The 21,411-nt window shown below is 66.4% G+C and carries 18 protein-coding genes; 5 read left to right on the plus strand and 13 right to left on the minus strand.

Annotation, left to right across the window (positions count from 1 at the left end; genetic code table 11):
- Positions 1-144: 144 nt before the first annotated feature.
- The 5 genes from ASD94_RS16440 to ASD94_RS16460 all read right to left on the minus strand — a co-directional run bounded on the left by ASD94_RS16440 (position 145) and on the right by ASD94_RS16460 (position 7,371).
- Positions 145-1,278 carry an ABC transporter permease gene (locus ASD94_RS16440; protein ID WP_056644955.1) on the minus strand — a complete coding sequence of 378 codons (1,134 nt, stop codon included), beginning with the start codon at positions 1,276-1,278 and terminating at the stop codon, positions 145-147.
- A gap of 1 nt (position 1,279) precedes the next feature.
- Positions 1,280-4,051, minus strand: coding sequence for a ribosome-associated ATPase/putative transporter RbbA (rbbA, locus tag ASD94_RS16445; protein ID WP_235510685.1), 2,772 nt, complete (start codon positions 4,049-4,051; stop codon positions 1,280-1,282).
- Positions 4,048-5,118, minus strand: coding sequence for an HlyD family secretion protein (locus ASD94_RS16450; RefSeq protein WP_108625631.1), 1,071 nt, complete (start codon positions 5,116-5,118; stop codon positions 4,048-4,050). Before ASD94_RS16450 ends, rbbA begins: the two co-directional genes overlap by 4 nt.
- Before the next feature lie 227 nt (positions 5,119-5,345).
- On the minus strand, positions 5,346-5,798 hold the full coding sequence (locus ASD94_RS24110; RefSeq protein WP_233247194.1) for a DUF1569 domain-containing protein: 453 nt from the start codon (positions 5,796-5,798) through the stop codon (positions 5,346-5,348).
- A 349-nt stretch (positions 5,799-6,147) separates the two neighbouring features.
- Positions 6,148-7,371 carry a GGDEF domain-containing protein gene (locus ASD94_RS16460; protein ID WP_056645114.1) on the minus strand — a complete coding sequence of 408 codons (1,224 nt, stop codon included), beginning with the start codon at positions 7,369-7,371 and terminating at the stop codon, positions 6,148-6,150.
- Positions 7,372-7,624: 253 nt separating this feature from the next.
- Between ASD94_RS16460 and ASD94_RS16465 the strand changes: the two genes are divergently transcribed.
- The gene (locus ASD94_RS16465) at positions 7,625-8,449 is read left to right on the plus strand and encodes a hypothetical protein (RefSeq protein WP_056644967.1); all 825 of its coding nucleotides are present in this window, start codon (positions 7,625-7,627) and stop codon (positions 8,447-8,449) included.
- 36 nt (positions 8,450-8,485) lie between these two features.
- Here the strand turns inward: ASD94_RS16465 and ASD94_RS16470 are convergent, their stop codons facing one another.
- From ASD94_RS16470 to ASD94_RS16490, 5 genes are all read right to left on the minus strand, one after another.
- Positions 8,486-9,772: a hypothetical protein gene (locus ASD94_RS16470; RefSeq protein ID WP_056644970.1), complete on the minus strand. Its 1,287-nt coding sequence runs from the start codon at positions 9,770-9,772 to the stop codon at positions 8,486-8,488.
- A 163-nt stretch (positions 9,773-9,935) separates the two neighbouring features.
- Complete coding sequence (locus tag ASD94_RS16475) at positions 9,936-10,700, minus strand: hypothetical protein (protein ID WP_056645116.1); 765 nt, start codon at positions 10,698-10,700, stop codon at positions 9,936-9,938.
- Between the two features lie 5 nt (positions 10,701-10,705).
- Positions 10,706-11,278 carry a hypothetical protein gene (locus ASD94_RS16480; protein WP_056644973.1) on the minus strand — a complete coding sequence of 191 codons (573 nt, stop codon included), beginning with the start codon at positions 11,276-11,278 and terminating at the stop codon, positions 10,706-10,708.
- Positions 11,275-11,574: a DnaJ domain-containing protein gene (locus tag ASD94_RS16485; protein ID WP_056644975.1), complete on the minus strand. Its 300-nt coding sequence runs from the start codon at positions 11,572-11,574 to the stop codon at positions 11,275-11,277. Before ASD94_RS16485 ends, ASD94_RS16480 begins: the two co-directional genes overlap by 4 nt.
- A 64-nt stretch (positions 11,575-11,638) precedes the next feature.
- Positions 11,639-12,352 carry a YebC/PmpR family DNA-binding transcriptional regulator gene (locus ASD94_RS16490; RefSeq protein WP_056644978.1) on the minus strand — a complete coding sequence of 238 codons (714 nt, stop codon included), beginning with the start codon at positions 12,350-12,352 and terminating at the stop codon, positions 11,639-11,641.
- A 222-nt stretch (positions 12,353-12,574) separates the two neighbouring features.
- On the opposite strand from ASD94_RS16490, the gene ASD94_RS16495 reads away from it, so the two are divergent.
- Positions 12,575-13,804, plus strand: a complete 1,230-nt coding sequence (locus ASD94_RS16495; RefSeq protein ID WP_056644980.1) for a nucleoside recognition domain-containing protein — start codon at positions 12,575-12,577, stop codon at positions 13,802-13,804.
- Between the two features lie 63 nt (positions 13,805-13,867).
- Here the strand turns inward: ASD94_RS16495 and ASD94_RS16500 are convergent, their stop codons facing one another.
- From ASD94_RS16500 to sbcB, 3 genes are all read right to left on the minus strand, one after another.
- A complete protein-coding gene (locus ASD94_RS16500) occupies positions 13,868-15,196 on the minus strand; it encodes a protein kinase (protein WP_056644983.1) in 1,329 nt (442 codons plus the stop codon).
- A gap of 38 nt (positions 15,197-15,234) precedes the next feature.
- Positions 15,235-16,482 carry a cystathionine gamma-synthase family protein gene (locus ASD94_RS16505; RefSeq protein ID WP_056644985.1) on the minus strand — a complete coding sequence of 416 codons (1,248 nt, stop codon included), beginning with the start codon at positions 16,480-16,482 and terminating at the stop codon, positions 15,235-15,237.
- A 148-nt stretch (positions 16,483-16,630) separates the two neighbouring features.
- A complete protein-coding gene (gene sbcB, locus ASD94_RS16510; RefSeq protein ID WP_056644988.1) occupies positions 16,631-18,079 on the minus strand; it encodes an exodeoxyribonuclease I in 1,449 nt (482 codons plus the stop codon).
- Positions 18,080-18,301: 222 nt separating this feature from the next.
- Here sbcB and ASD94_RS16515 point away from each other — a divergent pair, with 222 nt between their 5' ends.
- From ASD94_RS16515 to ASD94_RS16525, 3 genes are all read left to right on the plus strand, one after another.
- Positions 18,302-19,684: a lytic murein transglycosylase gene (locus ASD94_RS16515; protein WP_235510686.1), complete on the plus strand. Its 1,383-nt coding sequence runs from the start codon at positions 18,302-18,304 to the stop codon at positions 19,682-19,684.
- Between the two features lie 157 nt (positions 19,685-19,841).
- Positions 19,842-20,411, plus strand: a complete 570-nt coding sequence (locus ASD94_RS16520; RefSeq protein ID WP_056644991.1) for a YdeI family protein — start codon at positions 19,842-19,844, stop codon at positions 20,409-20,411.
- 137 nt (positions 20,412-20,548) lie between these two features.
- The gene (locus ASD94_RS16525; RefSeq protein WP_056644997.1) at positions 20,549-21,346 is read left to right on the plus strand and encodes a class I SAM-dependent methyltransferase; all 798 of its coding nucleotides are present in this window, start codon (positions 20,549-20,551) and stop codon (positions 21,344-21,346) included.
- Positions 21,347-21,411: the final 65 nt, after the last annotated feature.

The following is a 21,411-nucleotide window of genomic DNA, read 5'->3' on the forward strand; positions in this document are numbered from 1 at the left end:
CTAGTCCGCAGGGCGTAACCCGACATCTTGCGCATCGCCACGACCTGAGCCAACCCGAGCAGTGAATCCTGAAAAATTTGGATCAAATCGGGCTCCTGTGCTTATTCAGCGGGCGCTGGAAGCTATAAAAACATAAGCGCCCGTTCACGCCATGCGCGCAATCGTCTTGCGAAACCGCGCCAGCGCCAGGCTGAACAGCACCGCCCCAATGCCCAACAGCCACACCAGCGACGGCCACACGACAGCCCAGCCCGCACCCCGGTAGAGGATGGCCTGGGCCAGCTCGGTGAAGTGCGTGGTGGGCGCCAGCGCCATGCCGTACTGCACCCACAGCGGCATGCTCTCGCGCGGGGTGACGCCGCCAGACAGCATCTGCAGCGGCATCATCACCAGCACCATCAGCAAGCCAAACTGCGGCATGCTGCGCGCCACTGTGGCCATGAAGATGCCCATGGACGTGGTGGCAAACAGGTGCAGCGTGGCCCCCAGCAGAAACAGCGGCACCGAACCCTCGATGGGCACACCAATCGCCCAGCGGATCACGGCCGTGAGCGAAATCCACGTGGCAACCAGCACCACCAGCGCCATGGCCCAGACCTTGGCCAGCATGATCTCGCCGGGGGTGACGGGCATCACCAGCAGATGCTCCACCGTGCCGTGCTCGCGCTCGCGGATCAGCGCGGCGCCCGTGAGGATGATGGAGAGCATGGTCACGATGTTGATCAGCTCCATGAGCGACCCGAACCACGCGGGGTTCAGCGCCGGGTTGAAGCGCGAGCGCACGGTGAGCTCAATGGGCTGCGCGGCCACGGTACGGTCGCGCTGCACAAACTCGGCCGCCTCCAGCTGCACGATCTGCTGCACCGCCCCGTTGGCCGCAAACGCCTGTCCCATGCGGGTGGCGTCGATGTTGAGCTGCACTTGGGGCACCCGGCCGGCCAGCACATCGCGCTGGAAATGCGCGGGGATGTGCAGCACCAGCGTGAAGCGGCCTGCATCCAGGCCCGGGTCCACCTCGCGCATGCTGATCATGGCGGGGCGTGTGAACTGGGGTGCGTAGAACGCGGTGGCGATGCGCTGGGACAAGGCCGAGTCGTCCTCATCCACGATGGCAATCGGCACGTGGTACAGCGTCTCGGGCTGTGCCATGCCCGCCGAGTACACCGCCAGCGTGGTGGTGTAGACGATGAGGAACAGCATGGCCGGGTCGCGCCACAGGCTCCACAGCTCCTTGATGCCTAACCTGAAAATGTTCGACCAACGGCCACGCAGCGCCATGTCAGGTCTCCTGCTTGCGTAGCAGCAAGATCGCAGCGCCGACGATGACCGGCACCGCCACCAGCATGGGCCAGAACTCCGCCTGCAGGTCTTGCAAAGCGAGCGCCTTGTTGAACACGCCCCGGCTGATGGTGAACATGTGGCTGGCCGGATAGACCTCGCCCACCCAGCGCGCAAAGCCGGTCATGGACGACACCGGGTTGATGAGCCCCGCAAACTGCACCGCCGGGATGAGCGTGCCCACCATGACGAAGAACATGGCAGCGATCTGGCTACGAGTGACGGTGGAGGCCAGCAGCCCCATGCCCGTGGAGCACAGGCTGAACAGCACGGCCCCCAGCGTGAGCGTGGCAAAGCTGCCGGTGATGGGCACTCCAAACACCGTCACGGCCGCCAGGCACATGAGACCAAAGTTGAACAGCGCCAGCAGCACATAAGGCAGCTGCTTGCCCAGCATGAATTCGGTGCGCGTGGTGGGCGTCACATACAGGTTGATGATGGAGCCCAGCTCTTTCTCGCGCACCACGGCCAGGGCCGTGAGCATGGCGGGCAGCATGAGTAACAGCAGCGGGATCACGGCAGGCACCATGGACGGCAGGCTGCGCACGTCGGGGTTGTAGCGGTAGCGCGGCTCCACCTCCAGCAGGCCCCGGGGCACCGTGCCTGTGCGGCTGCGGCTTTGCTCCACCAGCCACTGCTGGTGCAGGCCCTGGGCGTAGCCGATGACGGTCTCGGCGCGCTGGGGCATGGCGCCATCCACCCACGCGCCGATCTGCACCGGCTGGCCGCGTGCCACATCGCGTGCAAAGCCAGGCGGGATCTCTAGCGCCAGCGATATCTCGGCGGACCGCATGCGCGCGTCCAGCTCGGTGTAGGTGGTGATGGGCGGCTGCTCGGAGAAGTAGCGCGAGCCCGCCAGGTTCAGCGTGTAGGCCCGGCTCAGTGCGGTCTGGTCGCGGTCCAGCACGGCAAAGCGCAGGTTCTCCACGTCCATGCTGATGCCATAGCCCATCACGAACATCAGGATCAGCGAGCCCAGCAGCGCCATGGCGCCGCGCACCGGGTCGCGGCGCAGCTCCAGCGATTCGCGCCACTGAGTGCTGTGGATGCGGGCCAGGCTCTGGCGCAGGCGGGTGGGCCAGGTGGGGGCGTCGGGAACAAGCACGGGCGATAGCGCAGCGGGCTCCGCAGCCTCCACAGGCACAGGGGCTGGGGCCGTGCCCGCAGCATCTTCCAGGTAGCCGATGAAGGCTTCTTCCAGCGTGGTGGCACCGCGCTTTGCCACGATATCCTGCGGCGCTGCGCTTTCCAGCACGCGCCCTGCGTGCATCAGCGAGATGCGGTCGCAGCGCTCGGCCTCGTTCATGAAGTGGGTGGAGATGAAGATGGTGACCTTGTCGCGCCGCGCCAGCTCCACCATCAGGCGCCAGAAGTTGTCGCGCGCCATCGGGTCCACGCCCGAGGTGGGCTCGTCCAGAATCAGCAGCTCGGGCTGGTGCACCATGGCCACGGCCAGCGACAGGCGCTGGCGCATGCCCAGCGGCAGCTTCATGGGCATGGACCCGCGCACGGCCTGCAGGTCAAAGCGCTCCAACATGGCCGTAACGCGCCCTGGCACCTCGGCCTCGGGCACGTGGAACAGACGGGCATGCAGCACCAGGTTCTGTTCTACCGACAGCTCGCTGTACAGCGAAAACGCCTGCGACATGTATCCCACGCGCCGCCGCGTGGCCATGTCCTTGGGGTCCACCGGCTGGCCGAACAGCCAGGCCTGCCCGTCGCTGGCGGGCAGCAGGCCGGTGAGCATCTTCATGGTGGTGGACTTGCCGCAGCCGTTGCTGCCCAAGAAGCCAAAGATCTCGCCCCGCTGGATGCGAAAGCTCACATGGTCCACCGCCACGAAGTCGCCAAAGCGCATGGTGAGGTCGCGCGCCTCGATGGCAACGTTGGTGGCGTCGTCTGCCTGCGACCGGTCCAGCGGCGGGATCTGCACCGCCTGGTGGCCCCGGCGCTTGGCCTCGGGCAGCAGTGCCACAAAGGCCTGCTCCAGCGAATCGTGGCCGGCGCGGGCCATCAGCTCGGCGGGGGTGCCTGTGGCCAGAATGTGCCCCTCGTCCATGGCCACCAACCATTCAAAGCGCTGGGCTTCCTCCATGTAGGCCGTGGCCACGATCACGCTCATGCAGGGCCGCGCGGCGCGGATGCGGCCGATCAGATCCCAGAACTGCGCGCGTGCCAGTGGGTCCACGCCGGTGGTGGGCTCGTCCAGAATGAGCAGGTCGGGGTCGTGGATGAGCGCGCAGCAAAGGGCCAGCTTCTGCTTCATGCCGCCCGAGAGCTTGCCCGCGGGCCGCGCTAGGAACGGGTGCAGGCCGGTACTGCGCGTGAGTTCATCGATGCGGCGCCGCCGCTCGGCCGCGCCGTGGCCGAACAGGCGGCCAAAGAACTGCAGGTTCTCTTCCACCGACAGCGTGGGGTACAGGTTCTTGCCCAGGCCCTGCGGCATGTAGGCGATGCGCGGGCACACGCGGCTGCGGTGGCGGCTTTTGGCCATGTCGCCGCCCAGCACCTCCACCGTGCCCTGCTGCACCGCGCGGGCGCCCGCCACCAGCGCCAGCAGGCTGGACTTGCCCACGCCGTCCGGCCCGATCAGGCCCACCATGCGGCCGGCAGCCACCTCCAGGTCGATGCCATCGAGCGCCACCGTGCGCCCGTAGCGCTGGCCTACGCCACGCAGGCGGGCCACGGGTGACACGCTGCTGGGGAGGCTCACTGGTCGGCCTTGACGGCGAGGTTGGCGGGCCATTCCACCGCAGGGTCCACCCGCAGCCACGCCACGCCGGGCAGACCGGTCTTGACCTGCTCCTGGTGGCGCAGCAGTAGCGCCTTATCGATCTGGGCCCGCACGCGGAACATGAGCTTCTGGCGCTCACTGGCGGTCTCCACCGTCTTGGGCGTGAACTGCGCGGTGCTGGCCACAAACGACACGGTGGCCGGGATCACAAAGCCCGGCGCGGCATCGAGCACGATGCGCACGTCACTGCCCAGCGCCACGCGGCCCGCCACGGTTTCGGGCAGAAAGAAGGTCATGTACACATCGGTCAGGTCCACCAGCTGCAGCACGCGCGCGCCTGCGCCCACCACCTCGCCGGGCTGCACCACGCGGAACTGCACCCGCCCGTCGCGCGGGGCCTTGAGCTCGCTGTCGGCCAGCTCCACATCGATGCGGGCCAGCGTGGCCTCCAGCGCGCGCACGTTGGCTTCGGCGCTGGTCACCTGCGTGCGCGATGCGCCAATACCAGCCTGCGCGGCCTTGGCCTGGGCCTGGGCAGCCGTCACAGCGGCCTGCTGGCTGCGCACCTTGGCGCGGTCGTCGTCAAGCAACTGGCTGGAGAAAAAACCTTCGCGCGCCAGCTGCTCAGAGCGTGGCAGGCGGCGGCGGGCAGTGTCGAGGTCGCTCTCGCGCTGGGCCACGACCGCCAATGCAGCCTGGTAGTCGCTTTCGCGCTGGGCCACCTGTACCTGCGCGCTGCTGATGGCCAGCTGCGCCTGCTGCAGCCGGGCCACGGCCTCTTCGCGCTGGGCTTGCAGGCCGTCGATCTGCATGCGGGCAACGGGCTGCCCGGCCTTCACGAAATCGCCCTCGGCCACCAGGATGTCCTGCACCCGGCCCGCGAGCTTGGTGGCCACGGCGATCTCGGTGGCCTCGATGCGGCCGTTGCCGCTCACAAAGCCCGGGCCCGGCCCCCTGGACTGCCAGGGCGCCCACCGCACGACCAGCGCGGTGCCCAGCAACAACAGCGCTGCGACGGCCGCATAAATTTTCCACTTGCTGCCCATGGCTCTGATCCTCTTTGGTGCGGAGGCAGGAGCGCATTCGCCGTCACGTCAGCGAAGGCGCCTCACCTCAAAAAGCATCGTAAGCGCAGGGCCTGCATTGGCTGCGTGCGGTCAGCCACCTCACTTGACTTGCATCAATTTGGCTGCAATTGCGTGGAGCCTCCGCCTGATACGCAAGGCTCTCCCTGCGGATTCAGAGGGGCAAGTGTCAGCTGTCAGAGCCTGATCTAGCCGCGTCCATCAAAGGCCGACAGATGGTTGGCCAGGTGCATGGCATGCGCTTGCTCGTACTGCGGCCGGGTCAAGGCGCCGTAGGCAAAGTGGGGCTGCAGTGCGTCGGTGTGGATGGCAAAGCCCTGCACCGCCTGGCGCAGGCGTGCCATGGCAACCGATGCATCCGTGGTCGGCGCATCGAGCGCGGGGGCGCCCGGAATGGGCTCGGCCAGGTTGTGGCTCATGCGGCCACGCAGCGCAAACACCTGGAAAGCCGCAGTCCCCAGCGTGTTCTGGAACAGCGCTGACTTGGGCGACGGAAAACCCTGCAGCGAATACTCGATGCTCTGTGCGCAATGCACCAGCGTCTGCGCCCAGGTCCAGGCCGTGGCAGGCTCCAGCGCGTGGACGGCAGCCGCGTTCAGCCGCTCTGCCTCGCGCATCGCATCGTGCAGGGTGGCGAACACCAGTTGTCTGTCGTTGCCCGGTCGGTGCAGAAAATAGCCGGCTGCGCCAGCCGCAGCCAGGGCCGCCCCGGCACCAGCGGCCAGAAACGCCCGGCGACCAGACGCTGCGGGCGGCCCAGCGGGCGCAAGGCGGGCATCTGTGGGGCCGGTGACTGCGGGGGTTGCCGCGGACGGTGAGGCACCAGGTGCGCCAGAAGGTGGGGGGACTGCCATGGAGTTGCTTGCTCGCTTTGCCGTAGGGCGGTGAATGCGGCAATTGTGCCGCGCAGATACCGCTTTGTGGCCCCTGGCGGCCAGCCGCAGGGTCGGGCAGCCGACACAGCCCGCGATGTGAAGCGCAGCGGCAGCCCTACGCCACCAGGGTCGTTGTCGTGACAGGCGCAGCGGGGGCGGCAGGGGTGACGGGGGTGGTCGGGACGGCAGTCATTTCCACGCGGTTGCGGCCGCGCTCCTTGGCCCGGTACATGGTTTCGTCCGCGCGCTGCAAGGCCGTGTCCGCCGCCTCACTGCCCGAGCACAAAGTGACGCCAATGCTCACGGTGAGTGCGATGGTGCGCTGCTCGGTGACCACCGGGTGTGCCTCCACCAGGGCACGCAGGCGCTCGGCCACGGCAATGGCCCCACTGCCCACCGCATTGGGCAGGAAGATGGCGAACTCCTCGCCCCCCAGGCGGCCCATCACGTCCTCCTTGCGCAGACAGCGTTGGGCCAGCATCACAAAATGCCGCAGTACATCGTCGCCTGCGCGGTGGCCCCAGCTGTCGTTGACCTTCTTGAAGTGGTCCAGGTCCATGACCAGCACCGGCAGCGTCGTCTGCGTGCGCTGGGCGTTGCTGATGGCCTTGTCCAGCAGGGTCAGAAAGGCGCGGCGGTTGAACACATTGGTCAGCGGGTCCACCTCGGCCAGGTGGCGCAGTTCGTTGGTGATGAACTCATTGGTGAGCATCAACGCACCAAACGCCACCAGCACCAGAGCGATGGTGGACTCCAGGACCACAAACTGCGACAGCGCAGCCACCATGCCCGCTTCGGGTTGCGACAACTCCTGGGGCGTGGCCAGCTTGAACAGCATGGGCCGCACCAGCAAGAACACGCCATGCACGCCCACCGTGCCTGCAAACAGGTACCGTGCTGGCACCTTGCGAAAGCCGCCCCGTGCCATGGTGCGCGCGGCGAACAGGAAGCACACGCCAGGCACCAGGCCCGACAACACAAAACGCACTTCCAGATTGGGCTGCACCACGGTGAAATATGCCACCGTCGTCAGCAGCAACACCAGGGCACCCGCAGCCACCCCGTGGTGCAGGGGGGCCCGCCCCGTGTATTCACGCGCGCCCAGCAGGCACAGGTAGGCCGTCATTGCGATGGAGCCCTGCGCCAACAACACGGAAGGCAACTGCGGCATGTGGTTCCGCAGCATCAGGTTCATGCAGAACACCGTGGTGCAGAACAATGCCAGCGTCCACAACCGCAGCCCCGGGATGTTCCTGTTGAAGAACCACACGGCAGACAACACGGTGGTAACCAGCGCTGCAAGAATGGCCGCTACGATGACGAGGGTGGGGCTGTGCACTGTGGGGAAGAGGCGGGGCAGGTGTGGTGCCGACAAGGCGACTTTATCGCGCCATGCATGGCCGCTATGCAAGCCGGGCGAAGGTTGGGTCGTTATCAGCGTGAACAATGGTAACCGAGAGACCCTGCGGCGCGGTGGAGATCGCGGCGCGCAGCAAGCCCGGTTTGTGATGTCGCAGTGGCTAGGCTGTAGTCCGCACAGCCAAGGCGCACCCCAAAAATAACCAGTACCAAGATCAGGAATCCAGTCCGTCATGATGACTCAGACACGCCCTGCGCACGCCGCCACCAGAGCCTTGGCCGTCACCGTGTGCTGGACGGTCTTGCTGTTCAGCCCGCAAGCCCATGCTGAGGCGGCGCTGGGCGAGCTGGTGTTCATGCTCCCCAAGCTGCTGCTCATGGGCGTGTACTACGAGGTGGCCCAACCCACTACGCTGGCCATCATCTGGTCGGTGACTGCCCTGGCCTGGATGCTGTATCTGCTCACGGGGCGGGACGTGGTGGATGAGTGGCTGTCCAGACTTCCCACTGAAGACGAAACGCGCCACTGGATGTCGATCCACGCGTTCTGCACCCTGGTTGCCATCGGTTCGCTGGTAATCACCATGGTCGGGTACGTGCTCTGGGGGCCGCCTCCCAAGTCGTCGGTGCGCACACCCGCGCATGCCGTGATGCCTACCAAAACCGAGCGGCCCCAGGCCCACAACACCCTGCCCTACCCCTACGGCAAGTCGCCCTCCAACCCCAAGGGCCAGTGGCCCACCTCTACCGAAAGTTTGCCTGGCCAACCCTGGGGGGCGTCGGGTGGCGTGGGCATGGTGCTGCTGAGAAACCCCACGCCCGAGGGCCTGTGGGCGCGCGTGTGCACCGCTGGCGCAGAGCCTTGCGATCTGCTGCGCCAGATCTATCTGGCGCCACAAAGTGGCTTGACACTGGAACGCGTGACGCCTGGCACCTATACCTTGGAGTACACGGAAACCAGCGGCGCACAACGGTCCGGCCGGTCAGAGCCTTTCAGGGTCGGCACCAACCCCATCGACAACACGACGTTGGTGCTGTCGGAATTTCGGCAGCCTTGAACCAAAGCGCCTGGGCTGCGCCGGCAGGACGCCGCATCAACTCACCACGTGGCATTCGCGCCGCAGCAGCGCCAGTGCATCGTGCATCTGGTAGTCGCGGTCGCTGGCCAGCGTGGCTTGTGCGTCTTGTACAAAACCGGACCACAGGGCCAGATAGTCCTGCTGGAAGGCCGCTGCCGCATGGCTGCGGATGAAATCGGCCGCCAGCTCGGGCTGCAGACCGGACTTGCGGATCTTGCGCACCAGGCTGGCGGCGGCTTTCTCGGTCAGCAGCGTTTTCTTGGGTGCGCCAGCGGCCAGGCACAGGAACAGCGTGAGCAGGGAGTGCTCGTCCTCGTTGCCTGCTGTCGCCTTCGTCCAGGTCTTGCTGGCGGGCTGCGGAGGTTCATCGTCTTCCTCCAATACGTCCAGGCTGCGGTGAAAGCTGTCCACTTCGGCCAGCGGGTCGTCCAGCAGGAAGTACCGCGCCCGAAAGGCCCCCATGGGGCGCAACAGGGTACGCAGGGGCGCAGCGGATTGCAGCAGCTTGGGCAGGTCGGCCAGTACCGCAGCGCATTGGGCTTGCAGCACATCGCGCAGCTCTGCGGGCACGCCAGCAGGCAAGCGCAGTGCCGTCGGCAGAGGCGCCTTCTGTTTGCGCAGGGCGGTCACCAGCTTTTCAAACGCCGGGGCGCTGGGCCACTCACCCGCCGCCATGGCCTTGGGGTCTAGCGCCTGCATCAGCAGCCCGGTACGGATCACGGCCTCGGCGTCGGCACCGGCGGTTTCCAGTTCGTCGGTGTCCAGGTCGTACTGCGCGGCCAGCCATTCGGCGGCGGCAATCGCCTGGGCGATATGGCTGCGCCGGGCCAACTCTGCGCGGTAGTCCGCGTGGGTGCGCAGCGACCACGCGGCCAGCAGTGAGGTCTCGGCATCGGCATACCCCGCCATGCCGAAGTTGCTGCTCTCGGGCATGGCGATCAGCCGCTTGAGCATGTCCGACCCGCCCTTGGAGCGCGACAGAAAGGAGTTGTCGCGCAACGAGACGGCCGCCTTGGCCAGGTCACCGTCCGTGGTCTCCAGCAAGTACAGGCTGATCAGGTTGACCATGCGGTCCCGCGCCTTCTCCAGCTCGGGCCGCAAAAACTCGCTGCCAAAGTAGCGCGCAATCTGCACCATGCCCTTGGGCGCATCGGTGTTGATGGCTGCCAACCTGTCCGTATTGATAAGGCCATGCTGCACGCCGTAGACCAGCGCCTTTTCAAAGAAGGGGCGGGCGTCGTGGAGTTGCAGGGCATTGGCGCCCGCTGGCGAATCAGAAGCAGTCGTAGGGGGCGAGGTCATGCAGGTAATCCATAGCGTTGCTCATGCTCTTTGCAACTGGCGCGGCCCCGGGCCAGGACCGCCGAGCAAGGGCCGCCCCGCAGCGAGGGCGGTGTCCCTCTTCCCGAATCACGCAGTGATTCGAGAGAAGGGGGAAGGCGCGCAGCGCCTCAGGGGTTGTTCTCTAGATAGCAGATTCTTCGTCAGAAGCACGTGCGGCGGGCGTGGCCTTGCCGCGGTCGGTTTCGCTGGTCTCGAACTTGCCATCGTCTTCCTCGGCGGGGGTCTCGTCGCCCTCTTCCAGGCCCAGGTCAAAGGCGCGTGCTTTGGCGCGCAGCACTAGCAGCATTTCGATGAACAGGTCGCGGCATTCATAGCGAAGCAGCCAGGCCATCTGCATCCAGTCGCGGTCCGCCACCTCGTCCTGATCGATGCGCGGCTGCACATAGCCCGAGGCCAGCAGCTCGTCGTCGCTCAGCGTGACGCCGTAGTCTTCGGTCGCGTCAAAGGTGCCGGTGCGGGCAAAGGCTTCGATGCGGCTCCACTTTTCGGCAAAGTAGTTGGCCAGGGCCTCGGCACCGCCCTCCAGGTCGCCAATGGCGGTGAGGAACTCCACCGGGTCTGCATCGTCGCGGAAGACCACGGCGTTGACCATGTTGCGCAGGTGCGTGTGGGTGAGGTCCTTGTACTGCTTCTCCAGCACCATGGCACGCGCAAACTGCTCGGGCGTGACCAGCATGTTGACCACGGACGCCTTGGAATCGTCGTACTCGCGCATCACGGCCAGGATGTCCTTGGGCGCGAGCTGGTCCAGCACCACCATCAGCGCGTTGTCGCCGTCGGTGTCGGCCAGCTCGGCCAGGGCCGATTCGGCGCCCACGATGTCACCGGCCGCAATCAGGCTGGTGGTCTTGGTGATCAGGGCCAGGTGTTGGTTGCTGCTGCTCATGGTCGTCATTCCTTGCGCTCAAAGCCCACATCGGCCAGCCAGTTGGCGCTGGACTCTTCGCGCGTACGGCTGTTGTGCGGGTCCACCGCGTCGTCGGCGCTCAAGGCGTTGTAGTCGTCGTCGTGTTCGGCGGCGTCTTCACCGTCGTCCTCGGCATCGACCTCGCCATGCGAGGCGGCGGGGGCCATGCGGGCGTGCTGCTGCAGGTATTCCAGCCCGGCGGCCACCGCCAGAAAACGCGCGCCCTGGGGCTCGCGCAGTACGGTCTGCGCCAGGCTTTGCGCCCAGGGCTCCAGCGCCACGGCATGTGCCAGGCTGTGCCAGTCGGGCAAGGCGTCCACCGGCAGGCCCAGCAGGTGCTCGACTGCAGCAGGCTTGGTAAAACGAAAGCCCCGGTGAAACACCACAGCCACCATCTCGGGGGCCAGCTCCATCATCTGCACCAGAAAGGCGATTTCATTGCGCTTCTCAGCCAGGCGCTTGCGCAGGACATCGTTGCCTTCGGAGTCGGACACCAGGTCGTCCAGCTCGGCCTGGTAGGCAGAGCGCAGGTCATGAAAGTAAGGAGAAAGTTTCACAGGGGAGAAGAGGAAGAAGAAAGAATGCGCGCGCTGTAGGCCTGCCAGATCTCTTGCGCGGTCTGCAGCGGGTCGTCCAGCAGATTGCGGCGGCGGTTGTCGTCGTAGGCTTGGCGGGCGTCGTCGTCCGACAGCACCTCGTAGGCCTTCTGCACCTGAGCAAAACGCTGGGCAGCGTCCGGCGCGTCGTTGCGGTCGGGGTGGTAGAACGAAGCCTTCTGCCGAAAGGCCTTCTTGACGTCGGCCAGCGACGCATTGGCCGCCAGCCCCAGGGCGGCGTAGTGGTCTGCAGTCATGAAAAAGTGGGTGGTGTGAAAGCCGATGGCGATGGCGCAGGCCTGAGAGGCCTACGGCCGTGCATCAGCCGCCTAGGCTCACAAACACGTTCTGCACGTCGTCGTTGCCGTCGATGGCGGCCAGGAAAGTTTCCACCTCTTCGAGCTGCTCGGCCGTGAGGTTGGCAGGGTTGACCGGGTTCTTGGGCTTGTAGCCCAGCTTGACCGACAGCACGTTGAAACCGTGGGCGGGCAGCGCACGGCTCACCAGGTCCAGTTCAGCCGGGTCGGTCCAGAAGGTGGTGGTGCCCTCTTCGTCGCCTGGCTCGCAGTCTTGCGCGCCCGCTTCAATGGCGGCTTCTTCCGGATCAGCGCCTGCCACGGCAGGCTCGGCCTCGATCATGCCGACGTGGTCGAAATCCCAGGCCACCGAGCCCGACGTGCCCAACTGGCCCTTGCGAAACAGCACGCGCATCTCAGGCGCAGTGCGTTTGACGTTGTCGGTGAGGCATTCGACCATCACCGCCACCTGATGCGGTGCATATCCTTCATAGATCACGCGCTCGTAGTTCACGGCGTCGGCCCCGGTGCCCGAGCCCTTCTTGATGGCACGCTCCAGCGTGTCCTTGGGCATCGATGCCTTGCGGGCCTGCTCGACCACCAGACGCAGGCGCGAGTTGCTGGCGGGGTCGGCGCCGCCGCGTGCGGCCACGGTGATTTCCTTGACCAGCTTGCCAAACAGCTTGCCCTTGGCATCGGCTACCAGAGCCTTGCCTTTTGCTTTCCACTGCGCGCCCATGGGGGTTACCTTTGTGTGTGGGTTGGGGGGTGTTTGCCGTGGGTCGCTCCGCGCGGCAAAACCCTATATTTTACTCGCCACGTGGCAATCGCCCGGCAAGAATGACCCGGCCGGTGTCGTGGCAGCGCCAAATCCGTGCCTACCGGCCCAGCCCTTCGCCCATCAGCGTGTAACCTCGGCGGCATGCCCGCACCCGCCTGCCCTCGTTCCTGAATCCCTCCCATGCTCAACACCCTGTGGCTCGGTTTCTTTCTGACGGCGGCGGTGGCCGCGCTGGCCCAGTGGCTGGTGGGTGGCAATGCCGACATTTTTTCGGCCATGGTGCAGGCCCTGTTCCAGATGGCGAAGCTCTCGGTCGAGGTGATGGTGCTGCTGTTCGGCACGCTCACGCTGTGGCTGGGTTTCTTGCGCATCGCCGAGAAGGCGGGTCTGGTGGACGCCTTGGCGCGCTGGCTGGCACCGCTGTTTGCCAGACTCATGCCCGGGGTGCCGCGCGGCCACCCGTCGCTCGGGCTGATCACGCTGAACTTTGCCGCCAACGCCCTGGGGCTGGACAACGCCGCCACGCCCATGGGCCTGAAGGCCATGAAGGCGCTGCAGGAGCTGAACCCCCAGCCCGATACCGCCACCAACGCGCAAATCCTGTTTCTGGTGCTCAACGCGTCCTCGCTCACGCTGCTGCCGGTGACCATCTTCATGTATCGCATGCAGCAGGGTGCGCCCGACCCGACGCTGGTCTTCTTGCCCATCCTGCTGGCCACGTCCGCATCCACCCTGGTGGGCCTGCTGAGCGTGGCCGTGGTGCAGCGCCTGCCGCTGTGGAGCCCCGTGGTGCTGGCCTACCTGATGCCGGTGGCGCTGGTGCTGGGCGGCTTCATGGCGCTGCTCACCACGCTCAGCGCCGCCGCCCTGGCCTCGCTGTCGTCGCTGCTGGGCAACCTCACGCTGTTTGCGCTGGTCGTGCTGTTTGTAGGGTTGGGCGCCTGGCGCAAGGTGCCGGTGTATGAGGCGTTCATCGAAGGCGCCCGCGAGGGGTTTGATGTGGCCAAGGGCCTGCTGCCCTACCTGGTGGCCATGCTGTGCGCGGTGGGCGTGTTCCGCGCCTCGGGGGCGCTGGGCTATGTGCTGGACGGCATCCGCTGGTGCGTGAACACGCTGGGCGCTGACGCCCGGTTTGTGGACGCCATGCCCACCGCCCTGGTCAAGCCGTTCTCAGGCAGCGCGGCGCGCGCCATGCTGATTGAGACCATGCAGACCCAGGGCGTTGACAGCTTTGCTGCCCTGGCCGCCGCCACGATCCAGGGCAGCACCGAAACCACCTTTTACGTGCTGGCGGTGTACTTTGGCGCAGTGGGCATCCAGCGCGCGCGGCACGCCGTGGGCTGCGCGCTGCTGGCCGAGCTGGCGGGCGTGGTGGCCGCCATCGCGGTGTGTTACCGGTTTTTTGGGTAATTTTGGCTGGTAGCGCTAGTGCAATATACCCAAACAGCTATCAATTATATAGCAGACAGAATATCAACCGCCAGCGGCTCCAGGCGCAGCCACCAGCTCCCACTCGGCCAACTGTTCATTGGTGGCAATCAGCCGCCCGACCAGCAGCTTGATGAAGGCCTTGTCAAAGCGCGACTGCAGATCCTCCGACGCCTCGCGCAGCGCGGGGTTGCGCACCTTGAGCACCAGCACCTCAGTCTCGGCCACGGCGGTGGCGGTGCGGATGCGGTTGTCGGGGCGCAGGTAGGTCATCTCGCCCAGCGTCACGCCGGGGCCCAGGGTGCTGAGGTTCCAGCCCTGGCGGCTGACGGCCACCTGGCCTTCGATGAGGATGCAGAACGAGTCGCCCGGCGTGTTCTCGCGCATCAGCACCGTGCCCTGCTCCAGCCGGCGCCAGCTGCCCAGGCGCATCAGCTCCCACAGGGCAACGTCGTGAAAGTCGGCAAAAAACGGCAGTGCTCGCAGGCGCGCAAAGCGCTCGGCCTCGGTGTCTTGCGACTTCTGGCGGGGCAGGCCCCGGTGTGCGGCCAGCAGCGCCTGGGCAAAGTCGGCCCAGGTGGCAAAGCGGTCGGCGGGCTGCTTGGCCAGCGCGCGCAGCAGCACTTCGTCCACATGCGCTGGCAGCGACGCGCGCAGCAGGCTGGGCCGCGTGGGCGTCTCGTTGCTGATCTTGTAGAGCGTGGCGAAGTCAGTGTCGCCATCAAACGGGCGGCGGCCCGTGAGCAGCTCGTACACCACCACGGCCAGCGAGAACATGTCGCTGTGGTGGGTGAGGTCCTGCTCGCGCACCTGCTCGGGCGACATGTACGACGGCGACCCCACCAGGCCGGACAGCTGGGTGGCATCGCTGCGCAGCGACAGGGCGGCACCAAAGTCGGTCAGCTTCACATCGCCGCCGCGCGCCAGCATGAGGTTGGCGGGCTTGATGTCGCGGTGCACCAGGCCCTCGCGGTAAGCGTATTCGAGCGCGTTGCAGCACTTGAAGGCGATGTCCAGCACCTGGGGCACGGGCAGCAAGGTGTCCGGCGTCGCAAAGTCGGACAGCGGCTGACCGTCCACGTATTCGAGCACCAGGTACGGCGGCAGCGCCTCTTCGTCCGCATCCAGCAGGCGCACGATGTTGGGGTGGCGCAGGCGACCCGACAGCGCGGCCTCGTTGCGCAGCAGCTTGCGGTAGCGCTCGGCCTGCTCGGGCACCTTCAGCAGGTGCGCGTGGGTCTGCTTGATGGCCACCTTGCGGCCCCGGAAGCCGTCGAGCCCCAGATACACAATGCCACTGGCGCCCCGCCCCAGTTCACGCTCGATGCGGTACTTGCCGATGATGGCGGGCGGGGCAGAAGTGGCAGTGGCCATGGCGGGGCTCCCGGTCAGGGTGGGCAGTTCAGGTGGGGTCAGGCTCCGGCCAGCGCCTGCCCAAAGTCGGCCAGCAGATCTTCCACCTCTTCCAGGCCCACCGACAGGCGGATCATGCTGTCGGCAATGCCCATGGTGGCGCGCACTTCAGCGCCTGCCTCCCAAAAGATGGTGTGCGCCACCGGGATGATCAGCGTGCGCGTGTCCGCCAGCCCCGTGGCCTTGATGGGCAGCTGCAGGCGGTTGCACACGGCCAGGCACTGGTCAGGGTTGCGCAGCTCGAACGACAGCAGCCACGAGCCTGCCTTGAGGTGCTTGCGCGCAAAGGCGTGCTGCGGGTGCGAGGGCAGCATGGGGTACAGCACGCGGGAGACGGCCGGGTGTGCTTCCAGCCACTGCGCTAGCGCCAGAGCGGTGGCACTGGTGCGGTCCATGCGCAGCGACAGGGTCTCAGCGCCCAGGGCCAGCTGGTGGGCGGCGTGGGACGACAGCGTGCCGCCCATGTCGCGCAGGCCCTTTTTGCGCAACTGCTGCAGGCCCCAGCCCTTGGCGTCACCCTTGCGGTAAGCCGCAAAGATGTTGGGATAGCCCGACCAGTCGTACAGGCCCGTGTCGGTGATGGCACCGCCCAGCGCATCGCCCTGCCCGCCAATGCTCTTGGTGAGCGAGTTGACCACCAAGCCCGCCCCCACCGTGGCCGCGCGGAACAGGTAGGGCGAGGCCACGGTGTTGTCCACCACGTACAGCACGCCCCGCTGCCGGCACAGTGCGCCAATGCCTTCCAGGTCGGGGATCTGCGTGCCAGGGTTGGCAATGGTTTCGACAAACACCATGCGGGTGTTGGGGCGCAGCGCGGCGGCCACATTGGCCGCGTCAGTCACGTCCACCGTGGTCACTTCGATGCCCAGGTCGGCCAACGTGCCGAACACGCTGTTGGTGTTGCCAAACACAAACTGGCTGGCCACCAGATGGTCGCCCGCCTTGAGCAGCGTGAGAAACACCGCGCAGATGCCCGCCATACCGGTCGAGAACACGATGGAGCCGTGCCCGCGCTCCATCTGCGTGATCTTGGCCTCCAGTGCCGCCGTGGTGGGCGTGCCCTGGCGCGCGTAATTGAAGCCGCCCTTGGCCGTGCCCTGGAAGACGGCGATCAGGTCCTCGACCTTTTCGTAACCGTACTGCACCGAGGTGTGGATGGGCTTGTGGATGGCCCCTTGCTCGGCGCCGCCCAGGCGGTCGGCATGCACGATCTGGGTGGTGAAACTGTGGTTCTGCGGTGTCGTCATAAAAATCTGCGCTGTTTCTGCGGGGCTACTTACAAGACGGGGCGATCACTACTGGCGCGCCCTGATGCCAGTGCACCCGTGGAACTGGCTTTGCCAGGCCACCGGGTGCGCCCCCCTCCGGGGGAAGGCGCGCAGCGCCTCAGGGGGGCTACCTTTCAGGTGCGATGTGTTCAGCGTAATCGTACAAGGCGCCCAGAATGTCCTGCGTGCGCTCGTCGTCGGCCGTCTCCGAGAGTTCGTCGATTTCGGTGAACAGTTGCTCCACCGTGCGCGCCCCACCCTGCCCGTCAAACAGGCAGGCAGCGCGGTGGGCCTCCCAGCGTTCCTGCTCCTCGGGTGACAGCGTCTGCGGAAAGTTGCGCGCCCGGTAGCGCCACAGCAGCTCGGCCAGGCGCGGGTCGTCAAAGTGGGCACGCGCCTTGGCCAGCTTGTCGCCGCTCAGGGTGCGCAGGTCGTTCAGCAAGCGCCGGTCGTTGTTGCCCACAAACCCGCCGTACAGGTCCTGGTCCACATCCGGCGCGGGCTCTTGCGGGCGGGCAAACACGGCCGGCCAGATGCCGCTCATGTCGGGCAGCGCGCGCGCCACCTCGGCGTGCTGTGCGGCCTGGGCCAGGTCGATGCCCCAGCGCTGCGCCAATGCGGGCGTGAGCGTGTTCACATTGCCCACCACCATGGGCGACTTGTTCAGGTGGATGGTCTTGATGGGCAGACGCGTGACCCCCTCGGGCAGCGCATCGGCCTTGCTGAACATGCGCAGGCGGATGTCCTCCACATTCAGCGTGGCCAGCTCGCGCGGGTCGTGGGCCAGATCCCAGGCGATCAGCTCGTTCTTGTTGGTGGGGTGGCTGGCCAGCGGCCACATCACGGCCAGGCAGCCGCGCTCGGTGGGGAACATGCCCGATACATGCAAAAAAGCCCGCGCCGTGGCCGTGGTGGCGGGCAGGCGCAGCTCGGCAGCCACGCGGTCCTTCTTGTGCAGGCTGAGCGCAAAGTCAAACAGCTTGGTGTTGTGCAGGCGGATGAGCCGCGCCAGCGCAATGGTGGCGCGCACGTCCGACAGCGCATCGTGCGCGGCGTCGTGCTGCAGGCCGTTGGCCTTGGACAGGTGCTCCAGCTTGAAGCTGGGCGTCACGCCATCTTCCTTCTTGGGCCAGGTGATGCCGTCGGGCCGCAGCGCATAGGTCATGCGCACCACGTCCAGCAGGTCCCAGCGGCCGCACTGGTTTTGCCACTCGCGCGCATAGGGGTCGATGAGGTTGCGCCAGAACATAAAGCGCGTGATCTCGTCGTCAAACCGGATGGTGTTGTAGCCCACGCCAATCGTGCCGGGCTGCGCAAACTCGGACTCGATGCGCGCGGCAAACTGGTGCTCGGGCACGCCCTGCTCCAGGCACTGCTGGGGCGTGATGCCGGTGATGAGGCACGACACCGGGTCGGGCAGATAGTCGTTGGCGGGCTGGCAGTACAGCATCAGAGGCTCGCCGATTTCGTTCAGCTCGGCATCGGTGCGTATGGCCGCGAACTGCGCGGGCCGGTCGCGGCGCGTGTTGGCGCCAAAGGTTTCGTAGTCGTGCCAGAGAAAGGTGTGGGGCGCCATGGTCGGTAGGCTAACAGGGGGGCTGCAGGCGGTGGCTCGCGCGCAATCGGCGGGAGCAGGGGCGATCAAGCCGCCACTGTAACCGCATTTTTCAGTGTTTTTGGCCGCAAGCGCTAGTGGAACATGCGCAAGCAGCTATCAAAAACATAGTAAGTATATTCACCGTACGGACTGATGCACATTCGCACCCCGTACACGTGCCGCCGCGCGGGACAATGGCGCATGCCCAGTTTCATTGATTCCCCTTGCCCCGTGGGGCGCTCCACCGCCCTGCCCCTCGCTGCCCAGCGCGCCCACGCCCCTGCAGGCGTTGCCGGGGTGGCCCTGGCAGCCGCCCTCGCCCTCTCGGGCTGCGCGTCAACCCCCAGCGCCACCCCCACACCCTCAGCCAAACCTGTGGCGGCGGCCCCCGCGGCCCCAACGCAGACAGCTTCGCCCACCCCAGCCGCCGCACCGCTGCAGGCCAGCCCCGATGCCGACCACGCAGCCGGCTTTGCCCAATGGCTGACCACCTTTTCGGCCCAGGCGCTGGAGGCCGGCATTCGCCCGGCCACCGTGCGCGACGTGCTCGGCAAGGCGCAGTGGCTGCCCCGCGTGGTCGAGCTGGACCGCGCCCAGCCCGAGTTCACCCGCACCCCGTGGGCGTACCTGGACAGCGCCGTCTCCCCCCAGCGCATCGCCCAGGGTCAGGCCCAGCTGGCGGCGCACAGCGCGGCACTGCAGGCCGCAGCCGCCCGCTACGGCGTACCGGCCAGCATCGTCACCGCCATCTGGGGCATGGAGAGCAACTACGGCAGCAACTTTGGCACCTTCCGCACGGTGGACGCACTGGCCACCCTGGCGTACGAAGGCCGCCGCCGCGGCTGGGCGCAGACCGAGCTGCTGGCAGCGCTGCGCATCATCGACCAGGGCGACATCGCCGCCGACCGCATGATCGGATCGTGGGCCGGGGCCATGGGGCACACGCAGTTCTTGCCCTCGGTGTTTCTGGCCTACGCCGTGGATGCCGACGGCGACGGGCACCGCGACATCTGGGGCAGCGTGCCCGATGTGACGGCGTCCACCGCGCATTTCCTCGCCCGGTCCGGCTGGAAGCCTGGCGAGCCATGGGGGGCGGAAGTGCAGCTACCTCCCACCTTCGACCACGCCCGCGCCGACCCCGCCGTGCGCCAGACCGCGGCCCAGTGGGAGGCCGAAGGGGTGCGGTCCATCGACGGGGCGCCGCTGCCCGACCTGGCTGGGGCCTCCGTCGTCACCCCTGCGGGTGCACGGGGCCCGGCGTTTTTGGTGGGCAACAACTTCCGCACCATCCTGCGCTACAACAACTCGGTCAACTACGCGCTGGGCGTGGCGCTGCTGGCGCGGCAGATCGACGGCGGGGGCCCGGTGGCCGCCCCCTGGCCCCGCGACATCGAACCGCTGTCGCGCGCACAACTGCAAGCCCTGCAAGAAGCCCTGAACCGCCAAGGCTTTGCCGCCGGCACCCCCGATGGCGTGATGGGCCCCGCCACCCGCGCAGGCCTGCGCGGCTACCAGCGCAGCCTGGGCGTGGTGGCTGACGGGTATCCGACGCTGGAGCTGCTGCAAAAGCTGCAGGCGCCCTGAGCGTGGGTGACCCGGAATACAGATGCACTTCCCAGTTCACAAAGCCAGTGTGCTGAGGGGGAATCGCCCTCACCAACGTAGCACCTGGATGCCGTGCGCTGCAGCCCCTGGTTATGGGCAAATGCTTTTTATCCGTTAGGATTTTTGTCAACACACCATGACCGATCCCACACTGACCTTCGCGACGCAATCGGAGTGGGAAGCCTGGCTGGAGGGCCATGGCAGCACCTCGTCCGGAGTGTGGCTGCGCGTGGCCAAAAAATCTGCCGAGCAGCCCACCATCACCTATGCACAGGCGCTGGAGAGCGCTCTTTGCCACGGGTGGATTGACGGCCAGAAGCAGTCGGACGACCAGCACCATTGGCTTCAGCGCTTTACGCCCAGAACTGCCAAGAGCCTCTGGTCAAAGATCAACAGGGAAAAAGCCGAGGCGCTCATCAGCGCCCACAAAATGCGGCCCGCCGGCCTGGCCGCCATAGAACGGGCCCGGCAGGACGGGCGATGGGATGCGGCCTACGCGTCAGCGCGCACATCCACAGTCCCCGACGACTTGCAACAGGCCCTGGACGCCAACCCCCAAGCCCAGGCGTTTTTTGCAACGCTCAATAGCCAAAACAGGTTTGCCATCCTGTTTCGCATTCAAAACGTCAAGAAGGCCGAGACACGGGCCAGGAAGATCGCTCAGTTCGTGCACATGCTGAGTGAGGGGAAAAAGCTCCATCCATAAGCGCCAGCTTATTCAAAGACCGTTGGGGCGGTCTCCCAGAAGGGGCTGGTCCTTCCTCCGCCAGCAAGGTTTCTTGTCGAACGGCTTTCAGAGGCAAATAATCGCGTTCCCAGCCCTGTCTCAGGAAGGAGTCCGCCGTGTTAAACGATCCGTTTGCCCAGCTCAAAACCATCCAGCGAGAGGGATGGTCTCTTTTCGCTCCGCTCGAAGCCGTCACCACCACGACGGCCGCGGAACTCGTCAAACACGCGGGCATCCGAGCGAACCAGCGGGTGCTCGACGCCTGCTGTGGCACGGGCGTGGGGGCACTGACTGCAGCGCGCATGGGCGCGAACGTCTCCGCGCTCGACCTTTCGCCCGTGCTGATCGAGCACGGCCGGCGGCACGCCGCACTGGCAGGTGTCGAGATCGAATTCACCGAGGGCGATGTCGAAGCCCTGCCGTACGCAGACGCGACTTTTGACGTGGTGATCAGCCAGTTCGGTCACATGTTTGCGCCCAGGCCCGACGTCACCACGGCCGAGCTGCTGCGCGTGCTCAAGCCGGGCGGTACCCTCGCGTTTTCCACGTGGCCCCCGGAACACTATGTGGGCCAGATGTTTGCGCTGGTCGGCAAGTTCGTTCCCCCACCTCCAGGCGCTGCCGCGCCGCCGCAATGGGGAGATCCCGGCATCATTCGCCAGCGGCTCGGCGATGCCGTGACGGACATCGCGTTTGATCGCGCCATCATGGTGTTTCCAGCGTTGAGCCCACAACACTATCGCAAAAGCATTGAGGAAACCCTGGGCCCCGTGGTGAAACTGGTTGCCACATTCAAAGACGAGCCGGCAAAGCTCGCGGCTTTCCGGGCGGAACTCGACAACTTCGTCGCACGCTACTTCGAGAACAACATGGTGCGTCAGCACTATTTGATGACCCGGGCGACAAAAAAATAGCGCTCGCTCCCCGCTAACCACGGCCCCGCCCCCCCCGCTGTGCGCCTGTCCACAGGGCTCTTGCG

Source organism: Acidovorax sp. Root70, from assembly GCF_001428225.1.
Classification (GTDB): Bacteria; Pseudomonadota; Gammaproteobacteria; order Burkholderiales; family Burkholderiaceae_C; genus Acidovorax.